At 70.6% G+C, this 18,110-nt stretch carries 19 protein-coding genes, 3 pseudogenes and 1 riboswitch; of the genes and pseudogenes, 13 read left to right on the top strand and 9 right to left on the bottom strand.

Annotated elements, in window-relative coordinates; genetic code table 11:
• Positions 1–19 precede the first annotated feature (19 nt).
• Together R4I43_RS25960 and R4I43_RS25955 are read left to right on the top strand one after the other, a co-directional pair.
• Positions 20–679, top strand: a complete 660-nt coding sequence (locus R4I43_RS25960; protein ID WP_324268317.1) for a DUF6518 family protein — start codon at positions 20–22, stop codon at positions 677–679.
• 53 nt (positions 680–732) lie between these two features.
• A pseudogene (locus tag R4I43_RS25955) lies at positions 733–1,400 on the top strand (SDR family oxidoreductase).
• Between the two features lie 38 nt (positions 1,401–1,438).
• Here the strand turns inward: R4I43_RS25955 and R4I43_RS25945 are convergent.
• On the bottom strand, positions 1,439–2,923 hold the full coding sequence (locus R4I43_RS25945; protein WP_324268316.1) for an NCS2 family permease: 1,485 nt from the start codon (positions 2,921–2,923) through the stop codon (positions 1,439–1,441).
• Positions 2,924–3,070: 147 nt separating this feature from the next.
• Positions 3,071–4,366, bottom strand: coding sequence for an APC family permease (locus R4I43_RS25940; RefSeq protein WP_324268315.1), 1,296 nt, complete (start codon positions 4,364–4,366; stop codon positions 3,071–3,073).
• Between the two features lie 193 nt (positions 4,367–4,559).
• Between R4I43_RS25940 and R4I43_RS25935 the strand changes: the two genes are divergently transcribed.
• On the top strand, positions 4,560–5,033 hold the full coding sequence (locus R4I43_RS25935) for an Lrp/AsnC family transcriptional regulator (protein WP_324268314.1): 474 nt from the start codon (positions 4,560–4,562) through the stop codon (positions 5,031–5,033).
• A gap of 27 nt (positions 5,034–5,060) precedes the next feature.
• Here the strand turns inward: R4I43_RS25935 and R4I43_RS25930 are convergent, their stop codons facing one another.
• Positions 5,061–5,912: a LysR family transcriptional regulator gene (locus R4I43_RS25930; RefSeq protein ID WP_324268313.1), complete on the bottom strand. Its 852-nt coding sequence runs from the start codon at positions 5,910–5,912 to the stop codon at positions 5,061–5,063.
• Between the two features lie 69 nt (positions 5,913–5,981).
• On the opposite strand from R4I43_RS25930, the gene R4I43_RS25925 reads away from it, so the two are divergent.
• On the top strand, positions 5,982–6,851 hold the full coding sequence (locus tag R4I43_RS25925; protein ID WP_324268312.1) for an EamA family transporter: 870 nt from the start codon (positions 5,982–5,984) through the stop codon (positions 6,849–6,851).
• 6 nt (positions 6,852–6,857) lie between these two features.
• On the opposite strand, the gene R4I43_RS25920 is transcribed toward R4I43_RS25925, so the two are convergent.
• Complete coding sequence (locus R4I43_RS25920; RefSeq protein ID WP_324268311.1) at positions 6,858–7,724, bottom strand: helix-turn-helix transcriptional regulator; 867 nt, start codon at positions 7,722–7,724, stop codon at positions 6,858–6,860.
• 104 nt (positions 7,725–7,828) lie between these two features.
• Between R4I43_RS25920 and R4I43_RS25915 the strand changes: the two genes are divergently transcribed.
• The 3 genes from R4I43_RS25915 to R4I43_RS25905 are packed head-to-tail and all read left to right on the top strand — an operon-like array spanning position 7,829 to position 10,360.
• The gene (locus tag R4I43_RS25915; protein WP_324268310.1) at positions 7,829–9,235 is read left to right on the top strand and encodes an MFS transporter; all 1,407 of its coding nucleotides are present in this window, start codon (positions 7,829–7,831) and stop codon (positions 9,233–9,235) included.
• Between the two features lie 44 nt (positions 9,236–9,279).
• Positions 9,280–9,657: a hypothetical protein gene (locus tag R4I43_RS25910; protein WP_324268309.1), complete on the top strand. Its 378-nt coding sequence runs from the start codon at positions 9,280–9,282 to the stop codon at positions 9,655–9,657.
• On the top strand, positions 9,554–10,360 hold the full coding sequence (locus tag R4I43_RS25905) for a hypothetical protein (protein WP_324268308.1): 807 nt from the start codon (positions 9,554–9,556) through the stop codon (positions 10,358–10,360). The genes R4I43_RS25910 and R4I43_RS25905 overlap by 104 nt, the downstream gene beginning before the upstream one ends.
• On the opposite strand, the gene R4I43_RS25900 is transcribed toward R4I43_RS25905, so the two are convergent.
• Positions 10,264–10,662: a VOC family protein gene (locus R4I43_RS25900; protein ID WP_324268307.1), complete on the bottom strand. Its 399-nt coding sequence runs from the start codon at positions 10,660–10,662 to the stop codon at positions 10,264–10,266. The genes R4I43_RS25905 and R4I43_RS25900 overlap by 97 nt on opposite strands.
• A gap of 76 nt (positions 10,663–10,738) precedes the next feature.
• A complete protein-coding gene (locus R4I43_RS25895) occupies positions 10,739–11,767 on the bottom strand; it encodes a tyrosine-type recombinase/integrase (RefSeq protein WP_324268306.1) in 1,029 nt (342 codons plus the stop codon).
• 182 nt (positions 11,768–11,949) lie between these two features.
• Between R4I43_RS25895 and R4I43_RS25890 the strand changes: the two are divergent.
• The 3 genes and pseudogenes from R4I43_RS25890 to R4I43_RS25880 all read left to right on the top strand — a co-directional run.
• Positions 11,950–12,135 (top strand): annotated as a pseudogene (locus tag R4I43_RS25890) (ABC transporter ATP-binding protein); the annotation flags it as partial.
• A 280-nt stretch (positions 12,136–12,415) separates the two neighbouring features.
• Entirely contained in the window at positions 12,416–12,727 is a 312-nt protein-coding gene (locus R4I43_RS25885) for an AAA family ATPase (protein ID WP_407691318.1), read from the top strand.
• Positions 12,728–12,883: 156 nt separating this feature from the next.
• A complete protein-coding gene (locus tag R4I43_RS25880; protein ID WP_324268304.1) occupies positions 12,884–13,534 on the top strand; it encodes a hypothetical protein in 651 nt (216 codons plus the stop codon).
• Here R4I43_RS25880 and R4I43_RS25875 read toward each other — a convergent pair.
• From R4I43_RS25875 to R4I43_RS34425, 3 genes and pseudogenes are all read right to left on the bottom strand, one after another.
• Positions 13,518–13,832: a DMT family transporter gene (locus tag R4I43_RS25875; protein ID WP_324268303.1), complete on the bottom strand. Its 315-nt coding sequence runs from the start codon at positions 13,830–13,832 to the stop codon at positions 13,518–13,520. The two genes, R4I43_RS25880 and R4I43_RS25875, sit on opposite strands and share 17 nt — an antisense overlap.
• Positions 13,833–13,854: 22 nt before the next feature.
• A riboswitch (guanidine-III (ykkC-III) riboswitch) is annotated at positions 13,855–13,921 on the bottom strand.
• Between the two features lie 160 nt (positions 13,922–14,081).
• On the bottom strand, positions 14,082–14,246 hold the full coding sequence (locus R4I43_RS25870; RefSeq protein WP_324268302.1) for a hypothetical protein: 165 nt from the start codon (positions 14,244–14,246) through the stop codon (positions 14,082–14,084).
• A gap of 100 nt (positions 14,247–14,346) precedes the next feature.
• A pseudogene (locus tag R4I43_RS34425) lies at positions 14,347–14,421 on the bottom strand (hypothetical protein); the annotation flags it as partial.
• A 559-nt stretch (positions 14,422–14,980) separates the two neighbouring features.
• Between R4I43_RS34425 and argG the strand changes: the two are divergent.
• The 3 genes from argG (at position 14,981) to R4I43_RS25855 (ending at position 18,010) form a co-directional block, all read left to right on the top strand.
• The gene (argG, locus tag R4I43_RS25865; protein ID WP_324268301.1) at positions 14,981–16,396 is read left to right on the top strand and encodes an argininosuccinate synthase; all 1,416 of its coding nucleotides are present in this window, start codon (positions 14,981–14,983) and stop codon (positions 16,394–16,396) included.
• A gap of 159 nt (positions 16,397–16,555) precedes the next feature.
• Positions 16,556–17,128 (top strand): G/U mismatch-specific DNA glycosylase, encoded by a 573-nt coding sequence (gene mug / locus R4I43_RS25860; RefSeq protein ID WP_324268300.1) that lies wholly within the window; start codon positions 16,556–16,558, stop codon positions 17,126–17,128.
• Between the two features lie 123 nt (positions 17,129–17,251).
• Entirely contained in the window at positions 17,252–18,010 is a 759-nt protein-coding gene (locus tag R4I43_RS25855; protein WP_324268299.1) for a hypothetical protein, read from the top strand.
• The last annotated feature ends 100 nt before the right edge of the window (positions 18,011–18,110 follow it).

Genomic DNA, 18,110 nt, shown 5'->3' with positions numbered 1-18,110 from the left:
GGCTGGGAAACTCCACGGCATGACCACGCTCGTCAGCGACGCCCCCGCCGGCAGGCACCGCCCTCGCGGTGCTGGAGCTGGCCTGGCGATGGCGGTGCTGGTGGGCTTGGCGGCCGGTGCGGCCACCGCCATCGCCCAGGGCGCGCTGCCCGCGCAGGTCGCCTCGCTGGCCAACTCCAGCGGATCCTGGTGCCTGCTGGCGTTCCTACTGGCCCTGCCCGCGCCCACGGCCGGATTCGGGGCGATGGCCGGGGTGGCGTCGCTGGCCTGCATGCTCGCCGGCTACGTGCTCACCGACGTGCTGCGCGGATACCCCTCCTCCACCGGGCTGATGGTGTTCTGGGGCGCTGCGGCCCTGCTGGCCGGGCCCCTGCTGGGCTTGGGCGCGCAGTGGCTGCGGCGGCGGCCGGGAACCCGCGCCGCACTGGGCATCTCGGCGCTGTGCGGGGTGCTCATCGGTGAAGCGACCTACGGTGTGCTGGTCCTCTCCGGCAGCACCGAGCCGGCCTGCTGGTGGGCGCAGGCGGTGCTGGGCGTGCTGCTGCTGGTCGCTGCGGCGGCCTGGAAGCTGCGCGGACTCGGGGTGATCGTGCAGGCGGTGCTGTTCACCGCGGCGGTGGCCACCGTCTTTCCCGTGCTCTACATGCACGACAGCGTGCTGATGCTGCTGGTGCCATGATCTGGGCATGATCACCATCGTCACCGGCGGCTCGCGCGGGCTCGGCGCTGCAGTTGGCCGGGCAAGGCCACGACCTCGTCCTGGGGTATCGCAGCGGCGCCGAGCAGCCCGCCGCCGTGGCCGAGCAGGCCCGCCCCAGCGGGGTGCGGGCGGTGGCGGTGCGCGCCGAGGTCACCAGCGACTCCGATGTGGACGGCCTGTTCGCCGCGGCCGCCGAACTGGGCCAGCTCCGGGCTGGTCAACAACGCCGGGCTGACCGCCCACATCGGCGATCTGGCCGACACGCCCACCGCACCATCCGGCAGGTGCTCGAGGTCAACCTGCTGGGCACGATCCTGTGTGCGCGCCGCGCAGCCCAGGTCATGTCCACCCGCCGCGGCGGTGCGGGCGGGGCGATCGTCAACGTCTCCTCCAGCGGCGCCACCCTGGGATCACCCCACGAGTACGTGCACTACGCCGCGGCCAAGGCCGGTGTGGACGCCTTGACGATGGGGCTGGGCAAAGAGCTGGCCGCCGAAGGCATCCGGGTCAACGCGGTGGCCCCGGGACTGGTGCGCACCGGCATCCACGCCGGTCCGAACGCATCGACACCGCCGTGGCCCGCGTCCCGGCCGGGCGCGCCGGTGAACCCGACGAGATCGCCCCGGCCATCGCCTGGCTGCTGGGCGAGCAAGCCCGCTACGCCAGCGGAGCGGTGCTGCGCGTGGCCGGAGGCCTCTGAGGCGGCCGAACCCAACAGCAGGTCCGGCCGCCCGGGTCTCACACGCCGAGCGCTTCCTTGAGCGGTTCGACGCAGAAGTAGACGACGAACAGCGCCGAGACCACCCACATCAGCGGGTGGATCTCCCGCGCGCGCTTCTGCACGCAGCGGATGACCACATAGCTGACGAAACCCACGCCGATGCCGGCGGAGATGGAGTAGCTGAAGGGCATGACCACGATCGTCAGGAACGCCGGGATCGCCAGCCCGTAGTCGCTGAAGTCGATGCCGCGGATCTGGGTCAGCATCAGAAACCCGATGATCACCAGCGCCGGGCTGGCCGCCTCGAACGGCACGGTGGAGATCAGCGGCGTGAAGAACATCGCCAGCAGGAACAGCGCGCCGGTGACCACGCTGGCCAGTCCGGTGCGCGCGCCTTCGCCGATGCCGGCGGCCGATTCGATGTAGGTGGTGTTCGACGAGGTCGAGGCCACGCCGCCACCGATGGCGGCCAGCGAGTCGATGAAGAACACCCGGCCGATGCCGGGCAGCTTGCCGTCGCGGTCGAGCAGATCACCCTCGGCTCCCAGACCGACGACGGTGCCCATCGTGTCGAAGAAGTCGACCAGCAGCAGGGTGAACACCAGCAGCAGCACCGCCACCAGGCCGACGTTCTCCAGCGACCCGAGCAGGGTGAACTGCCCCAGCAACCCCAGGTCGGGCACGTCGAGGACCTTCTCGGGCAGCGCGGGCACCACCAGGCTCCAGCCGCGCGGATTGCTCGACCCGTCATCGGCGGTGGAGGGGCCGGTGCGGGTGAGCGCTTCGACGATGACGGCCAGCACGGTGGTGGAGACGATGCCCAGCAGGATCGCGCCCTTGACGCGGCGGGCCACCAGCGCGGCGGTGATCAGCAGGCCGATGGCGAAGACGAACACCGGCCACCCGGCGAGGTTTCCGTTGATGCCCAGCTGCACCGGGGTGGTGGTGCCGGCCTCGTCGGGCATGCGGCGGATGAAACCGGAATCGACCAGCCCGATCAGCGCGATGAACAACCCGATGCCCACGCTGATGGCGGTCTTGAGCTGCCCGGGCACGGCGTTGAACACCGCGGTGCGCAGGCCGGTGAGCACCAGCACGGCGATGATCACGCCTTCGATGACGATCAGGCCCATCGCATCGGCCCAGCTCATCTGCGTGGCCACCGCCGAGGCCAGGAAGGCGTTGAGCCCCAATCCGGCGGCGATGGCGAACGGGTACCGGCCGATGAGGCCCATCAGGATCGTCATCACCCCGGCCACCAGCGCGGTCGCCGAGGCCACCGGCGCCACACCCAGCGTCGCCCCGGTCTCGTCGGCGGCGGTGCCCACGATCAGCGGGTTGAGCACCACGATGTAGGACATCGCGAAGAACGTCGCCAACCCGCCCCGGATCTCCCGGGAGATCGTCGAACCCCGCGCGGTGATCTCGAAGTAGCGGTCGATGGCACCCACCGGCTGGGTGCTGCGCTGCGTGGGTAACTCGGGTCTGGCCCCGTGGGACATGTGCGCTCCAAGCGTTCTTCGGACAGCTTCGAACGCGCGATCTTAGGCGCCCACCCGGCCCCTACCGCCCCGATTCACCCAAACCGAAACCACACGACAACCCGAACAACACCCCGCTGACCCGACGACGCGCGCGTGCCGTGACGGTCAGGGTTGAGCACCGGTTGGAGTGCGGGTGCGTTGCTGTCCGGAGCTCGGTCCTGTGCGGCGGTGCGATGCCGTTGCGGTGGCGTAGGTGAGGGCGGCTGCGCCCAGCAGGGCGGGCAGGATCAGGAACGGGCCGCAGAAGGCCAGGACGACGGCGGTGGAGGTGCTGGCGGTGATCGCGGCGTAGCGGCGGGCGCCGGAGAGCAGCCGGGCGGCTGCCAGGCAGCCGGCGCAGGTGACCGCGGCCAGGCACGCGGAGGTCGCGCGCATCAGGGTGTCGAGGGAGCAGGCGCCGAGCGCGACCGCGACGAGCACGGCTGCGCTGAGCACCCCCAGCGCCGTCACGCTGCGGCGAGGAACCTCCCCTGGTCGGCCACCCGGCGCCAGCCAGGCCGGCAGTGTCGCTTCGCGGGCGAGCGAGGCCCCCAACCGGGCACCACCGGCGAGGTAGGTGTTGACCGCGCCGAAGCACAACAACACCGCCGCAGCACAGGCCACGATGCCCGCCGCGCCGCCGATCCCGCGTTCCAGCAGCAGCGTCAGCGGCACCGCGGTGCTGCCGCCGCGCGCACCGAGAACACCGATGCTGGTCACGGCCAGGGCGAGGTAGACCACGCCCACCACGACCACCGCCACGGTGGTGACCTGCGGGAGATCGCGGCGCGGAGCGCGGAACTCGCCCGAGAGGTGGCTGATGGCTTCCCACCCGGCGAAGGCGAAGAACAGCACGCTGACGGCATGGGCGACACCGCCCCACCCGTGCGGCAGGAACGGCGTGAAGTGCGCCCAGTCGAGCTCAGGCGCGGCCGCCAGCGTGGCCGAAGCCAGCAGCGCCACCAAAACCGCGACCAACAGCAGCTGAACGCGGCCGGTGAAGCGCAGACCGACGTAGTTGGCGGCGAACGCGGCGGCCAGCAAGGCACCGGCGACCACCAACGCCCCCGCCTGCCCCCATCCGAGCGCCTCGGCGACGTAGTGCCCGCCGACCAGGGCGGCGGCGACCACCCCGAACGGGACGGCGAAGAAGAACCACCAACCCACCGATGCCGCCACACGCGGCCCGAACGCCCGTGCGGCGAACGCGGCCGCGCCGCCCCCGTCGGGCAAACGCGCCCCCAGCGCCGCGAAGGAGCCCGCGACCGGCGCGCTCAAGGCCAGCAGCCCAGCCCAGGCCACGATCGAGGCCGGTCCTGCCGCGGCCGTGGCCACAGCGGGCAGCGCCAGCACCCCGGGCCCGAGCACGGCCGCCACGCACAGCGCCGTGCCTTCGGCCCGCCCGAGCGATCCGGGTCGCACCGAGGCACGCGAACACATCACGCCTCGCCCCCGCTCATCGTCAGAACCGAACGAACCACCACAACCAGCCTGGTCGGCAAAGACACCACCATCTCCTCCACATGACCGACGAACGGCCACCAAACTAGTCAGCTGTGCGCCCAGGCCTGCTTTGTCGTGTTCGTTCGTTCGGAATCCGTGCGAAGATGGCGGGATGGACGAACTTAATTCGGCGATCATCGAGCAACTCCAGACAGATGCGCGGCAGTCCAACCGCGAACTCGCCCGCACGCTCGGGATCGCCCCCTCGACCTGCCTGGAACGCGTGCGATCGCTGACCCGCCGCGGTGTCATCCGCGGCTACCACGCCGACATCGATCTCGCGGCCCTCAACCGCGGCGTCCAAGCACTCGTGGCCGTGCAGGTCCGCCCCCTGAGCCGCGCGGTGATCGACGACTTCAAGGACTCCGTCGGCCGGATGGAGGAGGTGGTCACCGTCTTCGTGCTGGCCGGGGGCGACGACTTCATCCTGCACGTGGCCGTGCAAGACCTAGACCGCCTGCACTCCTTCGTCGTCGACCGGCTCAGCAAACGACGCGAGATCGTCAGCTTCCGCACCTCGGTGATCTACCAACGCGCCCACAACACCGCGCTCGCCCCGCTCCCGGACACCAGCGAACCGTCCTGACAGCGACCACCTCGGCCGCAGGCAGGCTCAGCGCCGGTAGAGGTCGGTGAGCAGGTCGACGACCTTGCCTGCGTGGGGGTGGCGTTCGTCGCGCCACCAGATCAGGTGCACCGGGATCGGTGGGGCGTCGCGGACCGGGCGGAAGACCACGCCGCTGCGCCGGTACTGGGTGAGGGTGGCCTCGGAGGTGATGCCCACGACGCGTCCGCTGGAGACCGCAGTGAGCCAGTCATCGACATCCGCGGTGTACTCGAAGTCGGGCTGGTGGTCCTGCGGCCACAGCTGCGGGGTGGTGGACCCGGCGCGCCGGTCGATGAGCACGGTGCGTTCAGCGATGTCGGCCAGCCGCACGAACCGGCGTCGCGCCCACGGGTCGTCGGTGGCCATCGCGCAGTAGCGGCGCTCCAACCCCACCACCGCGCTGGAGAAGCGACGCCGATCCGGCTCGGACCGCACCACCGCCACGTCGCAGGCACCTTCGGCCAGCCCGGCTGTGGCGGAATTGGTGCGCACCAGCTGCAACCGGACCTCCGGGCGTTGCTGCGCCCACCACCGCTGGAAGGCCACGGTGTGCCGGCCCAGCGCCGACCAGGCATAACCGACGCGCAGCACGGCATCACCGGTGGTGGCCTCGCGCACCAGCTCCTCGGCCTCGGCCAGCACCCGGCGGGCACGCGCCAAGATGCGGGTTCCCGCCGCGGTGGGACTGACCTGCCGGCTGGTGCGCCGCAGCAGCCGCACGCCGAGGGCGTTCTCCAACCCCGCCAGGGTGCGTGAGACCTGCGCTTGCGAGAGACCGAGTTCGGCGGCGGCGTCGGTGAAGGTGCCCGCCTCGACGATGGCGACCAGGCATCGCAGCTGCCGCAACTCCACATCCATGCATCAAGCGTATCGCCGGTGTGGCGGATGCATTTTGCGCAACGATCGCCCGGGCGCACGCTCAAGGCCATGACGAGCGTGCACACCCCCACCGCCCCGAGCACCCCGGCACCCTCGCGGAGCACCGGCGTGGCGTTGATGTCGGGCGGTGCGGTGTCCAACCAGACCGGCGCCGCGATCGGCTCGCTGGCCTTCGACACCATCACGCCGGCCGGAGTCGTGGCGGTGCGCCAGTGGCTGGCCGCCGTGGTGCTGATGGCCGTGACCCGCCCGCGCCTGCGGGAGTTCACCCGGGCCCAGTGGCGGCTGGTGCTGGCCCTGGCCGCGGTGTTCGCCGTCATCAACCTCGCGCTCTACAGCGCCATCGACCACATCGGACTCGGCCTGGCCGTCACCCTGGAATTCTGCGGGCCGCTCGCGGTCGCGCTGGCCGGATCACGCCGCCGCACCGACCTGGGCTGCGCGCTGCTGGCCGCCGCCGGAGTCGCGGTGCTGATGCGCCCGCAACCCAGCACCGACTACCTCGGCATGGCCTTGGCGCTGCTGGCCGCGGCCTGCTGGGCCTGCTACATCCTGCTCAACCGCGCCCTGTCGCAGACGCTGCCCCACGGTCAGGGCACCGCCACCGCCTGCGGGGTGTCCGGTGTGCTGTTCCTGCCCATCGGCATCGGCGTGCTGCTGACCCACCCGCCCACCGCAACGGCGCTGGCCTGCGCGATCACCGCCGGAGTGCTGTCCTCGGCGGTGCCGTTCCTGTGCGACGCCCTGGCCTTGCGCCACGTCCCGGCACCGCTGTTCGCGATCTTCATGAGCCTCAACCCGGTCCTGGCCGCCACCACCGGCATGCTCATCCTCGACCAGCACCTCGACGCCTGGCAGTGGGCCTCCATCGCCGCCATCGTCACCGCCAACACCACCACCGTGCTGACCCGCCGCTGAAGGCGATCACGCCGCCAGAGGCCTGGCCAGCACAGCGGCTTCGGCCTGCACCGCCTCGTCCAGGTCGCGCAGCCGCGCGGCGGTCAGCTCATCGGCGGGCACCAGCGACACCATCCGCACCGACCGCGCCGCATCCAGCCACAGTCCGGTGAAGTTCACCCGCAACAACCCCACCCGATCGTTGCGGAACCCCCGCTCGGAACGATCACCGAACGCCACGTCGTGACGCTGCCAATGCCGCTCGAAACACGGCGACTCCGACCGCAACCGCTCCACCAGCCCCGTCCACTCCGGATCCTCGGCGTGGGAGACCATCGAAGCGCGCAGCCGGGCCACCACGCTGGCGGCGACCTTGTCGAAATCCAGGTAGCGCTCCCGCCACGCCGGGTCGAGGAACACCAGCAGCGCGCAATTGCGCTCGTGCGCCGGCCACTTCTCCACATCGTCGATGAGATACCGGTAGGTGCGGTTGTAGGCCAGCAGGTCGAACCGGTCGGTCTGGATCGCCACCGGGTACGGCAGCAACTTGTCCAGCATCGCCAGATGCGCCTCGGTGAGCACCCCCGCGGCATCGGCCACCGGATCAGCCACCGGGAACCCGCCCAACCGCAACAGGTGCCTGCGCTCATCGGGCTCCAACTGCAACGCGCGAGCCACCGCGCACAACACCTGCGAGGAGACGTTGATCCGGCGCGCCTGCTCCAGCCACGTGTACCAAGTGACCCCGACCCCGGCCAGCTGCGCGACCTCCTCCCGCCGCAAACCCGGAGTGCGGCGACGACCGTGAGCGGCCAACCCGGCCGCCGCCGGGCTCAAGCGCTCGCGGCGGCTGCGCAGGAACGCGGCGAGTTCACGTCGGGTCACCTCGGTCATGCCACCATCATGCGAGACCCGGCCACGCGTTATCCAGGTGGCGTTAGTACCGGTATGAACGGGCTTCTGGTACCCGGATCGGAGACGAGAGCAGGCTGGCGCCCGTGAACCTCCCCGTCTCCACCGCACCCGAGGCACCGCCACGCGCCCTGAGCACCACCGCGCTGCTGGCGCTGCTCAGCTGCGGGTTCCTCGCCACCTACAACTTCGGCAGCGTCAACGTCGCGCTGCCGGCCATCGGCGCGGCCCTGCACACCTCGCACGCCTGGCTGGAACTGATCATGGGCGGCTACGCGATGTGCCTGGCCGCGCTGCTCATCCTCGGCGGACGGCTCGGCGACGCCTTCGGACGCCGCCGGGTCCTGCTCACCGGCATGATCGCCTTCGCGGTGATCACCTCCCTGACCGCGCTGGCACCCGACGCCGCCGGCATCGTCGTGCTGCGCTGCCTGCAAGGCATGGCCTCGGCGCTGACCGTGCCGCAGGTGCTCGCGGTCATCCAAGCCACCACCACCGGGCACGCCCGGGTGCGCGCGGTGGGCATGTTCGGCGGCGTGGCCGGTTTCGGCGGGGGTGTCGGCATGGTCCTCGGCGGCGTGCTGGCCGGTCTCGGCCCGGAGGGCTGGCGGCTGACGTTGTGGGTGGCGGTGGCCATCGCCGTGATCGCGCTGCCGGGCATCGGGTTCGTTCCCGAAACCCGCGAACAGCAGCGCCCGCCCCTGGACCCGGTGGGCGTGGCACTGCTGGCGGCGCTGATCCTGGCGGTGCTGGTGCCGATCACCCTCGGCCCGGGAACCGGATGGCCGCTGTGGACACTTCTGGTGCTGGCGATCTCGCTGCCGCTGCTGGCCGGCCTGCTGTGGTGGGAACACCGCTACGCGCGCACCACGGGAATCCCGGTGCTGCCCGGATCAGTGCTGGGATTGCGGCCGATGCAGGTCGGACTGGCCTGCACGGGCATCTTCTTCGCAGGCTACGGCGCCTTCATGTACGAATACGCCCTGGCCACCCAATCCGGCATGGGCTACTCGGCGGTGCGCTCCGGGGTCAGCCTCGCCTCATTCGCCCTGTCGTTCCTGGTGGTGTCGCTGCTGTCGGGGCGGTTGCCGTGGTCGGCGGCCACCACCCTGCGCAACGGCTGCCTCGGCCAGGCCGCCGCGCTGCTGCTGCTGGCCGGCGCGGTGGTGGCGGGCTGGCCCGCGCCACCGGAGTGGTTGGTGCAGATCGGGTTGCTGCTGCTGGGCTCGTCCCAGGCGCTGATCTTCGGGCCGCTGGTCCAGACGGTGATGGCGCAGGTCCCCGCCCACATCGCCGGGCTCAGCGGCGGGTTGTTCTCCACCACGCAGCAGCTGTTCCTGGCCGTCGGTGTTGCCGCCTACGGAGCGGTGTTCACCGTGGCCGCCGCCCACTGGGGCTTCGGTGCCGCCTTCGCCATCGGCACGAGCATCCAGGCCGCCTCCGCGCTGGTCATCCTGCTGCTCACGCGCCTGACCAGATCATCGGGGAGTTGACGATTCCGGGACCGACCGGCCGCAGCGGTGCGTAGGTTGGGCGTGTGCGAATCCTGTTCAGCGCGACGCCCGCCTACGGGCACGTCCTACCGCTGGCGCCGTTGATGCAGGCAGCCGTGGCGGCAGGGCACGCTGTTGCCCTGACCACCAGCGCAGGCGTGCGGGACCAGGTGGGCCCGGAACTCGCAGCCGAGGTGGAATGGCTGGCCGCGGGTGCGATGCCGATGGAGTTCTCCCAGGACGCCGCCCGCCGCACCGGCGCCGACCCGTTCCACCCGAGCCCCGAACTCATCGGCGAGATCTTCGGACGGTTCGCGCGTGGACCTCGGCGCCGCCGAGACGCTCGCGCTCGGCCGCACGTGGGCTCCCGACCTGGTCGTGTCCGAAGCCTTCGACGCCATCGGCCCGATGGTCGCCGCTGAACTCGGCATTGCCTGGTACCGGGCGGGATTCGGTCCCGCGACCCCAGCGGTGATCGCCGAGATCCAGCACGCCGCGACCTCGCGCTACCGGCACGCCGGGCTCACTGCCGTCGCACCACGCGGATACATCGACCCGTGCCCGGCGCTGATGCAGGATCCCGAGTGGTCCAGCGACGTTGCGGTGCTGCCGCTGCGCGCGCAAGCCCACCGGCGCCCCCGCGACATGGCCTACGAGCCACCGGCTTTCCACGACCCGACCAAGCCCACCGCACTGGTCACCCTGGGCACGATCTTCTCCGACCCCGACGTGCTCGCCACGACCGTCGACGCGCTGGCCGGCCACGACCTCAACGTGATCGCCACAGTGGGTTCATCGCTGACCAAACCGGCTGCGGCACACGACCCGCCGAGGCGGCCAGACGGTCTCGAGGTGCACTTAGTGCCGTTCGTCCCGCTCGGTCAGCTCCTCCGAGAACGACGCTCGTCCCAGTCCCGCCGAGGTGAACGAGGAGATCACCACCGCCTAGCCATCTCGCCGGTGGGGCTCGGCAGCCGAGGTGGTCGCGTTCGGCCACCGACCTCGCCGAACGCGACCAACCTGCCCGCTCAGACCTGCACGACGGCGATGTGGTTGCCGTCGGGATCGCTGATCATGAACAGCAGCGGAGCCCCCGGGCTGCTCTCGGGCGCGGAGTCGATCTGAACTCCGCCGAGGGAACGCAGCCGCTCGTACTCGGCGTGCACGTCGGGTGTTTCCACACCGATGCCGCAGCCGCCGGGCTGCCCGCCGCCCATCGGCGGGTTGAGCGCCAGCCGCGCCGTCGACCCGGGTGGCGCGACCTCCAGCCAGCGGTACTCGTCGTTGGGGCCGAAGCGGGTGTCGCCGCGGACCTCGAAGCCGAGTTTGCTGGTGTAGAACTCCAGCGCGGCGTCCTGGTCGGCGACGGTGAACATGGTGACGCCGATGCTGTTGACGGTGGTGGGTGTCTGGGTGTGTGAAGTCATGCCCGTGTAGACCCGCCGGCCGGGCCGAACTCATCGCGTCCCACCAAGATTCTTTTCGTCACCGTGACCTAAATGATCAAGGGGATGGCTCGTTCGAATCCGGGCTGGCCCGGGTCGCTTCGGCGACCAGATGCGCCGGATCGCGGGTCAGCGACAGCGCCACGTGGTCGTAGAGCTGGGTGATCGCCGCCGAGGAATGCCCGAGCGCGTCCCGCCGGTCTTCCAGGGCGGCGCCGTGCTGGCGGGCGATGGTGTTGAAGGTGTGGCGCATCGAGTGCGGGGTGATGCGCTGCGGCATCGGCACCCCGGCCTGGGCGGCCATCGCCTGCACCAGCCGGTAGATCTGGTGCCGGTTGACCCGCCTGCCCTCCCGGGTGATCACCAGCGCCTCGGTGTCGGCGTCGGGGCGCTGCTGCAGGTAGGCGTCGAGCACGCCGTGCAGTCCGTGCGGGATCGGACGGGTGCGGACCTTGCCGCCCTTCATCCGCACCGTGAGCACCCGCATGCCCTCCCGCTGCCCGAGGTCGGACAGATCGGCGTTGCACAGCTCCGAGACCCGCACGCCCAGGTCGATCAGCAGCGCCATCACCAGCGCGGCGGCCTGCGGCCCCAGGGTGCGGTGGTGGTACTGGCGGCTACCGGCCAGCATCGCACCGGCCTGCTCGGCCGAGACGCTGGTGGTCGGTGAATGCCTGCGGTCGTAGCGGGGGCGCGCGGCATCCCGGGCCGGGTTGGCATCGATCGCCCCGGCGCGCACGAGGTGGGTGTAGAAGCTGGAGACCGCGGCGAGCTTGCGTGCCCGGGTGGAGGCCGCCGCGGGCCTGCCGGTGCGGGGGTTGGCGGTGGCGGCCAGTTCCGCGGCGTACATCTGCACCTCGGGCAGCCGCACGCCCAGCGGGTCGAGGTCGCGGCGGGTGCACCAGTCCAGGTACTCGCGCAGGTCCCGCGAGTAGGCCTGGCGGGTGTCGGCGGACTCGGCGAACGAGCCCAGCCAGGAGGCGATCAGCGCGGTGAGGGTGTGGCCGGTGCGCGTGGTCGCCGCCAGCAGTTCCGTTTGCGCCCGCCGTCCCGCTGCCCCACCGGCCGGTGCCGCCTGAATCTCCATGATCCCATCTTACCGCACATAAGCGCGATTATGCACGGTGCACTTTTGTCCGTTTCCCCTGGATACGGTTCCGTTTCGTTGACTGAGAAACGTTAGTAACGTAATTGATGAAGCGGGGCGCGGAAGAAGGGCGCGGACTGCCCCGGGCCTGCCGGGCCGGGTGGTCGCGCTAACGTCGGTCGATGCGTCAGAGCTGGGAGTCGCGGCGGGCCACTGGGGCGTTCCTGCGCCACGCCCGCTTGGAAGCCGGGGCCGGCACCGGCCGCTACCCCTTCACGCTGCCGGTGGTCTCCCACCTGGCCGATGGCGACGGACTCGACCTGGAATCGTCAGTGACGTTTCTGGTCGGGGAGAACGGAACCGGCAAATCCACGCTCGTCGAGGCGATCGCCACCGCCGCGGGCTTCAACCCCGAAGGCGGATCGCAGTCGTTCCGCTTCGCCACCCGCGCCACCGAGTCCAGCCTCGGCGACCACCTGGTCCTGCGCTGGAACCGCAAACCCCGCACCGGCTTCTTCTTGCGCGCCGAGTCCTACTACAACGTCGCCAGCGAGATCGAACGTCTCGACCAGGACCCCGGATCGCCCTCGCTGCTGCCGGCCTACGGGGGGTGTCTCGCCGCACGAGCGCTCGCACGGCGAGTCGTTCCTGGATCTGGTCACCCACCGCTTCGGCCCGCGCGGGCTCTACGTCCTCGACGAACCCGAGGCGGCGCTGTCGGTGCGCGGTTGCATGGCGCTGCTGGCGCGTCTGACCGAGCTGGCCGGGCAGGGAAGCCAGTTCATCATCGCCACCCACTCCCCCGTCCTGCTGGCCCTGCCGGGCGCGCGGATCGTCGAGATCGACGACGACGGCACGACCGCCACCACCGACTACGACCAGGCCTTGCCGGTGCGCCTGACCCGCGACTTCCTGGCCGGCCCCGACAAGTACCTCCGCCACCTGCTCGACGAGGACTGACGCACGAACCGGCAACGCCCTGTTGGCTCAGGGATGGCCGGCGCCGGGCGTGGGGGCGGGCAGGACAGAGTCGTCGCCAGAACTCATCGCCCGGCGCGCACTGACCTCGAACAAAGCAGGGGCGTCGGCGGGCGTGGTGGCGGTAGGTTTCCGGGCATGTCTCGATCAGTGGTGACCGCCGATGACCTCGCCCTCGCCGTTCGGATGGCCGTGGCGGTGCTGCGGGCGGTGCCCGCGGAGGCGTGGCGGTCGCCGGCCGGGTCGCTGGAGTGGGACCGCTGGGAAACCGTGGAGCACCTCAGCGACGACCTGTTCTCCTACGCCGTCCAGCTCGGCCCCGCCGCACCCGCGTTGGACGGCCTCGTGCCCTTCGTGTGGCAACCGCGCCGGGAGGGCGGGCCGTGGAACGCCGTGCACGCCGACCCCGACGCCGGACCGGACGGTCTGCTGCAGACGTTGGAGGCCACGGGCGCGCTGCTGGTGGCGATGGTGCGCACGGCATCGTCACAGGCGCGCTCCTACCACGTGTTCGGCAACTCCGATCCCGAAGGCTTCGCGGCGATGGGCATCGTGGAAACCCTCGTGCACACCCACGACGTCACCGACGACCTCGGCCTGGACTGGAATCCGCCGGCCGAGCTGTGCACGGGCGTGCTCGAGCGGCTCTTCCCCGAAGCTCCCGCCTTCACCGATCCGTGGCCGGCCCTGCTGTGGTCCACCGGCCGCGCGGACCTGCCCGGCCGCCCCAGGCCGTTCACGTGGCGCTGGGACGGCACACCCCGGGATGAGGTCAGTGGGCGAGCTTGAGGCCGACCACGCAGCTGATCAGACCGAGCAGCAGCGTGATCTTGACCGGTGAGATCGATTCGTCGCCGGTGGCCATCGAGTATCCAACGGTGAGCACCGCGCCGACGGCCACCCACACCGCGTAGGAGGTGCCCACGGGCAGCGTCCGCATCGCCATCGCCAGCCCGCCCATGCTGATCGCGAGCGCGACGACGAACACCAGCGACGGCGCGAGTCGGCTGAACCCTTCGGATTTGCCGAGCGCGAGCGCCCAGACGGCTTCGAACATGCCGGAGATGATGAGAACGATCCATGCCATGACGGTGCGCGCTCCTTGCGCGCCTGCACCGTCTTTGCATGGCCAGGTACGGTGCGCCTCGTCCGGATCCGATTCACCCCTGATTGTGCCCAACGCCCGCCCCGGTGGCTCGACGCGGGACGGTGAGTTCGGGCACTCCACCGGCGCGAGAGATCACGGCCCCAGCCTCGCGATGGAGTTGATGGTCGCCCCCAACTTCGTCACTCATCGCGACATCGCGAAGCCGTTGAAGGGTTGGCTGCCACGCGATCAGAGGGCCGCTCGTCGTGACCACTGCGAGACCGTTCCAGCCAACCATCCTCGATCGGACAGCTGCTGACCCTTCGAGCCGATGCCGTGTAGGAGGGTGGTCACGACGAGATCGGCGAGTTCTTGGGTGTCGATGGTTTGCTCGGTGTGTTCGTGGATGGCCATGTCGACGGCGTCTTGGGCCGCTCGGCGTAGCGCTCGAGGCACGAAGCGTCCGCGATGTCCAACCGGGCCGCGACGTGGTCGACCACCTGGGCGGCACGCCCAGCGGATCGGGCAGGAACGTGCCCAAGTACCGAACCGTCCCGAGCTGCACAGCCATGCCCAGCATGTGGTGCTCGCCCCGTCGTTTGCCACCAAGGCGCGGTCAGCGTCAGGTTTCAGCAGCTCAGAAGGCTCACGCCATTGACTTTTGCCCTCAACGGGCGTGTACTAAGGGTGCGGTGAATCGATTGAGAGGGTCGGTGAACCGAAGGGGCGATGGCGCGACAGCCCCGAAAGGAACGCATGGTCCAACTCAAGGACGTTCGTAGTCCTGAGCCCTGCCGGAAGTTGAAGAGCAGGCGGAGTTCAGCAGTGCGAAAGACGCTCGTCAAACTCGAGCTAGCGTTCCCGGCAAGGGCCTCCGCGGCTGCGGAGGCCCTTGTTTGTGCAGCGCACCAGCGAGGCCAAATCAGCTCGTCCGACTCCCAGCTCTGACGCACGCCTGGACGCTGCGCGACCACCGGCAACATGATCGGGCGATCGCCCTCTACTTCGCGGCTGGCGGGAGCTACGGGAGAACTGGGCCGACCGGTATCGATCAGCAGCACGGTCCGGTGAGCTGGAGCGGGGTGAGGTTGCACACCGATGGGCGACCCGGGTGGATAACCATACAGCCGGTCGCATAAACTTTCCGCATGTCCAAGGTTCTGACGTCTCTGCCGGTCGGCCACCGGGTCGGCATCGCCTTCTCCGGGGGTCTCGACACCTCCGTCGCTGTGGCCTGGATGCGCGACAAGGGCGCTGTGCCGTGCGCCTACACCGCCGACATCGGCCAATACGACGAGTCCGACATCGCCTCGATCCCGGGCCGGGCCAAGGACTACGGCGCCGAGATCGCGCGCATGGTCGACTGCCGCGAGGCGCTGGTCGAGGAGGGTCTCACGGCGCTGTCGTGCGGGGCCTTCCACATCCGCTCGGGCGGGCGGACCTACTTCAACACCACTCCCCTGGGCCGCGCGGTGACCGCCACCCTGCTGGTGCGCGCGATGCTGGCCGATGACGTGCAGATCTGGGGCGACGGGTCGACGTTCAAGGGCAACGACATCGAGCGGTTCTACCGCTACGGGCTGATGGCCAACCCGCGGCTGCGGATCTACAAGCCGTGGCTGGACGAGGACTTCGTCGAGCAGCTGGGGGGCCGTCAGGAGATGTCGGAGTGGCTGGTCGAGCACGGCCTGCCCTACCGGGACTCGGCGGAGAAGGCCTACTCCACCGACGCCAACATCTGGGGTGCCACCCACGAGGCGAAGTCGCTGGAGCACCTCGACACCGGTATCGAGATCGTCGATCCGATCATGGGTGTGCGGTTCTGGGACGAGTCGGTGGCGATCCCGGCCGAGGACGTCACGGTCTCGTTCGTGCAGGGCCGTCCGGTGGCCATCAACGGCAAGGAGTTCTCCTCGCCGGTCGATCTGGTGCACGAGGCCAACGCGATCGGTGGCCGGCACGGGCTGGGCATGAGCGACCAGATCGAGAACCGCATCATCGAGGCCAAGAGTCGCGGCATCTACGAGGCCCCGGGCATGGCGCTGCTGTTCACCGCCTACGAGCGGCTGGTCAACGCCATCCACAACGAGGACACGGTGGCGGCCTACCACAACGAGGGCCGCAAGCTGGGCCGGTTGATGTACGAGGGCCGCTGGTTCGACCCGCAGGCGCTGATGCTGCGGGAGTCGTTGCAGCGCTGGGTGGGTTCGGCGGTCACCGGTGAGGTGACGTTGCGGCTGCGCCGGGGTGAGGACTACTCGATCCTCGACACCCGGGGCCCGGCGTTCTCCTACCACCCGGACAAGCTGTCGATGGAGCGCACCGAGGACGCAGCGTTCGGCCCGACCGACCGGATCGGGCAGTTGACGATGCGCAACCTCGACATCGCCGATTCGCGGGCGAAGCTGGAGGGTTACGCCCAGCTGGGTCTGGTCGGCAAGGCCCAGACGGCGCTGGTGGGTTCGCTGCAGGCCGGGGGCGCGGAGGCGATCGCCTCGGTGGGCGCCGAGGAGTCGGAGTCGCAGGCGCTGGATCGCGCGGCGATGGAGTCGGGCACCGACTGAGCACGCGTCGTCATGGCCACTCGCGCGGGTCGCACCGCGCGAGCGGCCATGATCGCATTCGCCTGCTGCCGCGCGTGTGCGGGGGCGCTGGGTTCGGTGGCTCCGGGCGGTGTGGTTAGGGTCCGGTGATGAACCGGGGTCGGGTTGCGGAGGTGCGAGTTGTCGGGTGACCGGCCGAGTGCGCAGGAACTGGAAGCCGCCAGCGGGGCCGTGATCGGCGATGTGCTGGCACCGGATCTGAAGGTGCTGTTCTGCGGGATCAATCCGGGTTTGTGGTCGGGTGCGACGGGTTTTCACTTCGCGCGTCCGGGCAACCGGTTCTGGCCGGTGCTGCACGTCAGCGGTTTCACCCCGCGCGAGCTGGCTCCGGCCGAGCAGTCGGAGCTGCTGGGGATGGGTTTGGGCATCACCAACCTGGTGGCGAGGGCCAGCGCGAAGGCCGCGGAGCTCTCCGAGGAGGAGTTGCGCGCGGGCGCGCAGGCGTTGGAGGCGAAGGTGCAGAGCTACCGGCCGCAGTGGGTGGCGGTCGTGGGCATCACCGCCTACCGGGCGGCGTTCGGCGCCAAGCGCGCCACGTTCGGTAAGCAGGACCGGACGATCGGTGGTGCCGGGGTGTGGGTGTTGCCCAATCCCAGTGGCCTGAACGCGCATTGGAGCGCCGCCACGCTCGCGGCGGAGTTCGGGCAGCTCAGGCAGGCGGTCATGGCCGGCGATGAATGCCGTTGCGGGTGAAGATCGTGTCGTGGGGAACAGGGGGTGTGCTTTACCGGTCCGTTACCGGTAGGGTCTGCTCCGCCGGAAGGGAAGTCCCCGATCCGGTGACATTGGCCGTTTGCTGACGCAGAGTCGATACGGATGACTATTCAAGACGATCTTGCTCGACCGTGGTTCCAGCCCGTGGTCCCCTCGGAAGCGCAACAGCAGCAGCCGGATCCGGGACAACCGACGACCCGCATCATGGGCCAGCTGCCCGTGGACGAGCCGCTCGATCCCGCCCCGCCGGCTCCCGGTCCGATGCCCGCCCCGAACGCCGCACCGCAGATGGCGCAGTTCCAGACCGCCACCTCCCCGCAGCCCCAGGTGCAGCAACCCCCGATGACGCCTCCGGTCGACGAGGCGCCGCGCAACCCCCTCCCGCAGCGGCCGAGCACGGCGATGTCGGAAGGCACGACCTTCGCCGAGGCGCTCAACCCCGGTTCGCCCCCGCAGCCGGCCCCCGGCCCGCACGCCCCGTCGCAGGACGCGATCGCCGGTGACACGGCGTTTCAGGCCTTCTACAGCGACGAACCGGTTTCGATGCCCTCGATCCCGCCTTCGGCGGCCGCCCCGCCGGCCCCGCAGCAGCAGCCGCCGATGGCGCCGCCGCCGGTGCCCGAGCACGTCGAGGTCACCCAGCCCTACATCCCGGCGATCCGCGACGAGCAGCCGGAGTTCGCCAAGCGGCTCAACCCCGAGATCTCGGCGGCCTCGCCTGCGGCGGTGACCGGTCCGCAGCCGGCGGTGACCGAGCGGGCGGTGGCCCCGGCGCGCAAGCGCAGCCTGATGCGCCGCGTGGTGCGGCGGATCATCGGCCCGGACCTGCTGCGCAAGGACCCGCCGAAGAAGCGCCGCTAGAACCCCCTTTTTTCGTCCCGGCGGTGGGGGGGGGGGGGGGGGGGGGGGGGCCGGCGCGCCCGCCCGCCCCGGCCCCGCCCCGGGGGAGAGCGCCCGCAGA

It is taken from the genome of Saccharopolyspora mangrovi, from assembly GCF_035320975.1.
GTDB classification, from domain to species: Bacteria; Actinomycetota; Actinomycetes; order Mycobacteriales; family Pseudonocardiaceae; genus Saccharopolyspora; species Saccharopolyspora mangrovi.
This window is presented reverse-complemented; position numbering and strand designations above follow the sequence as displayed.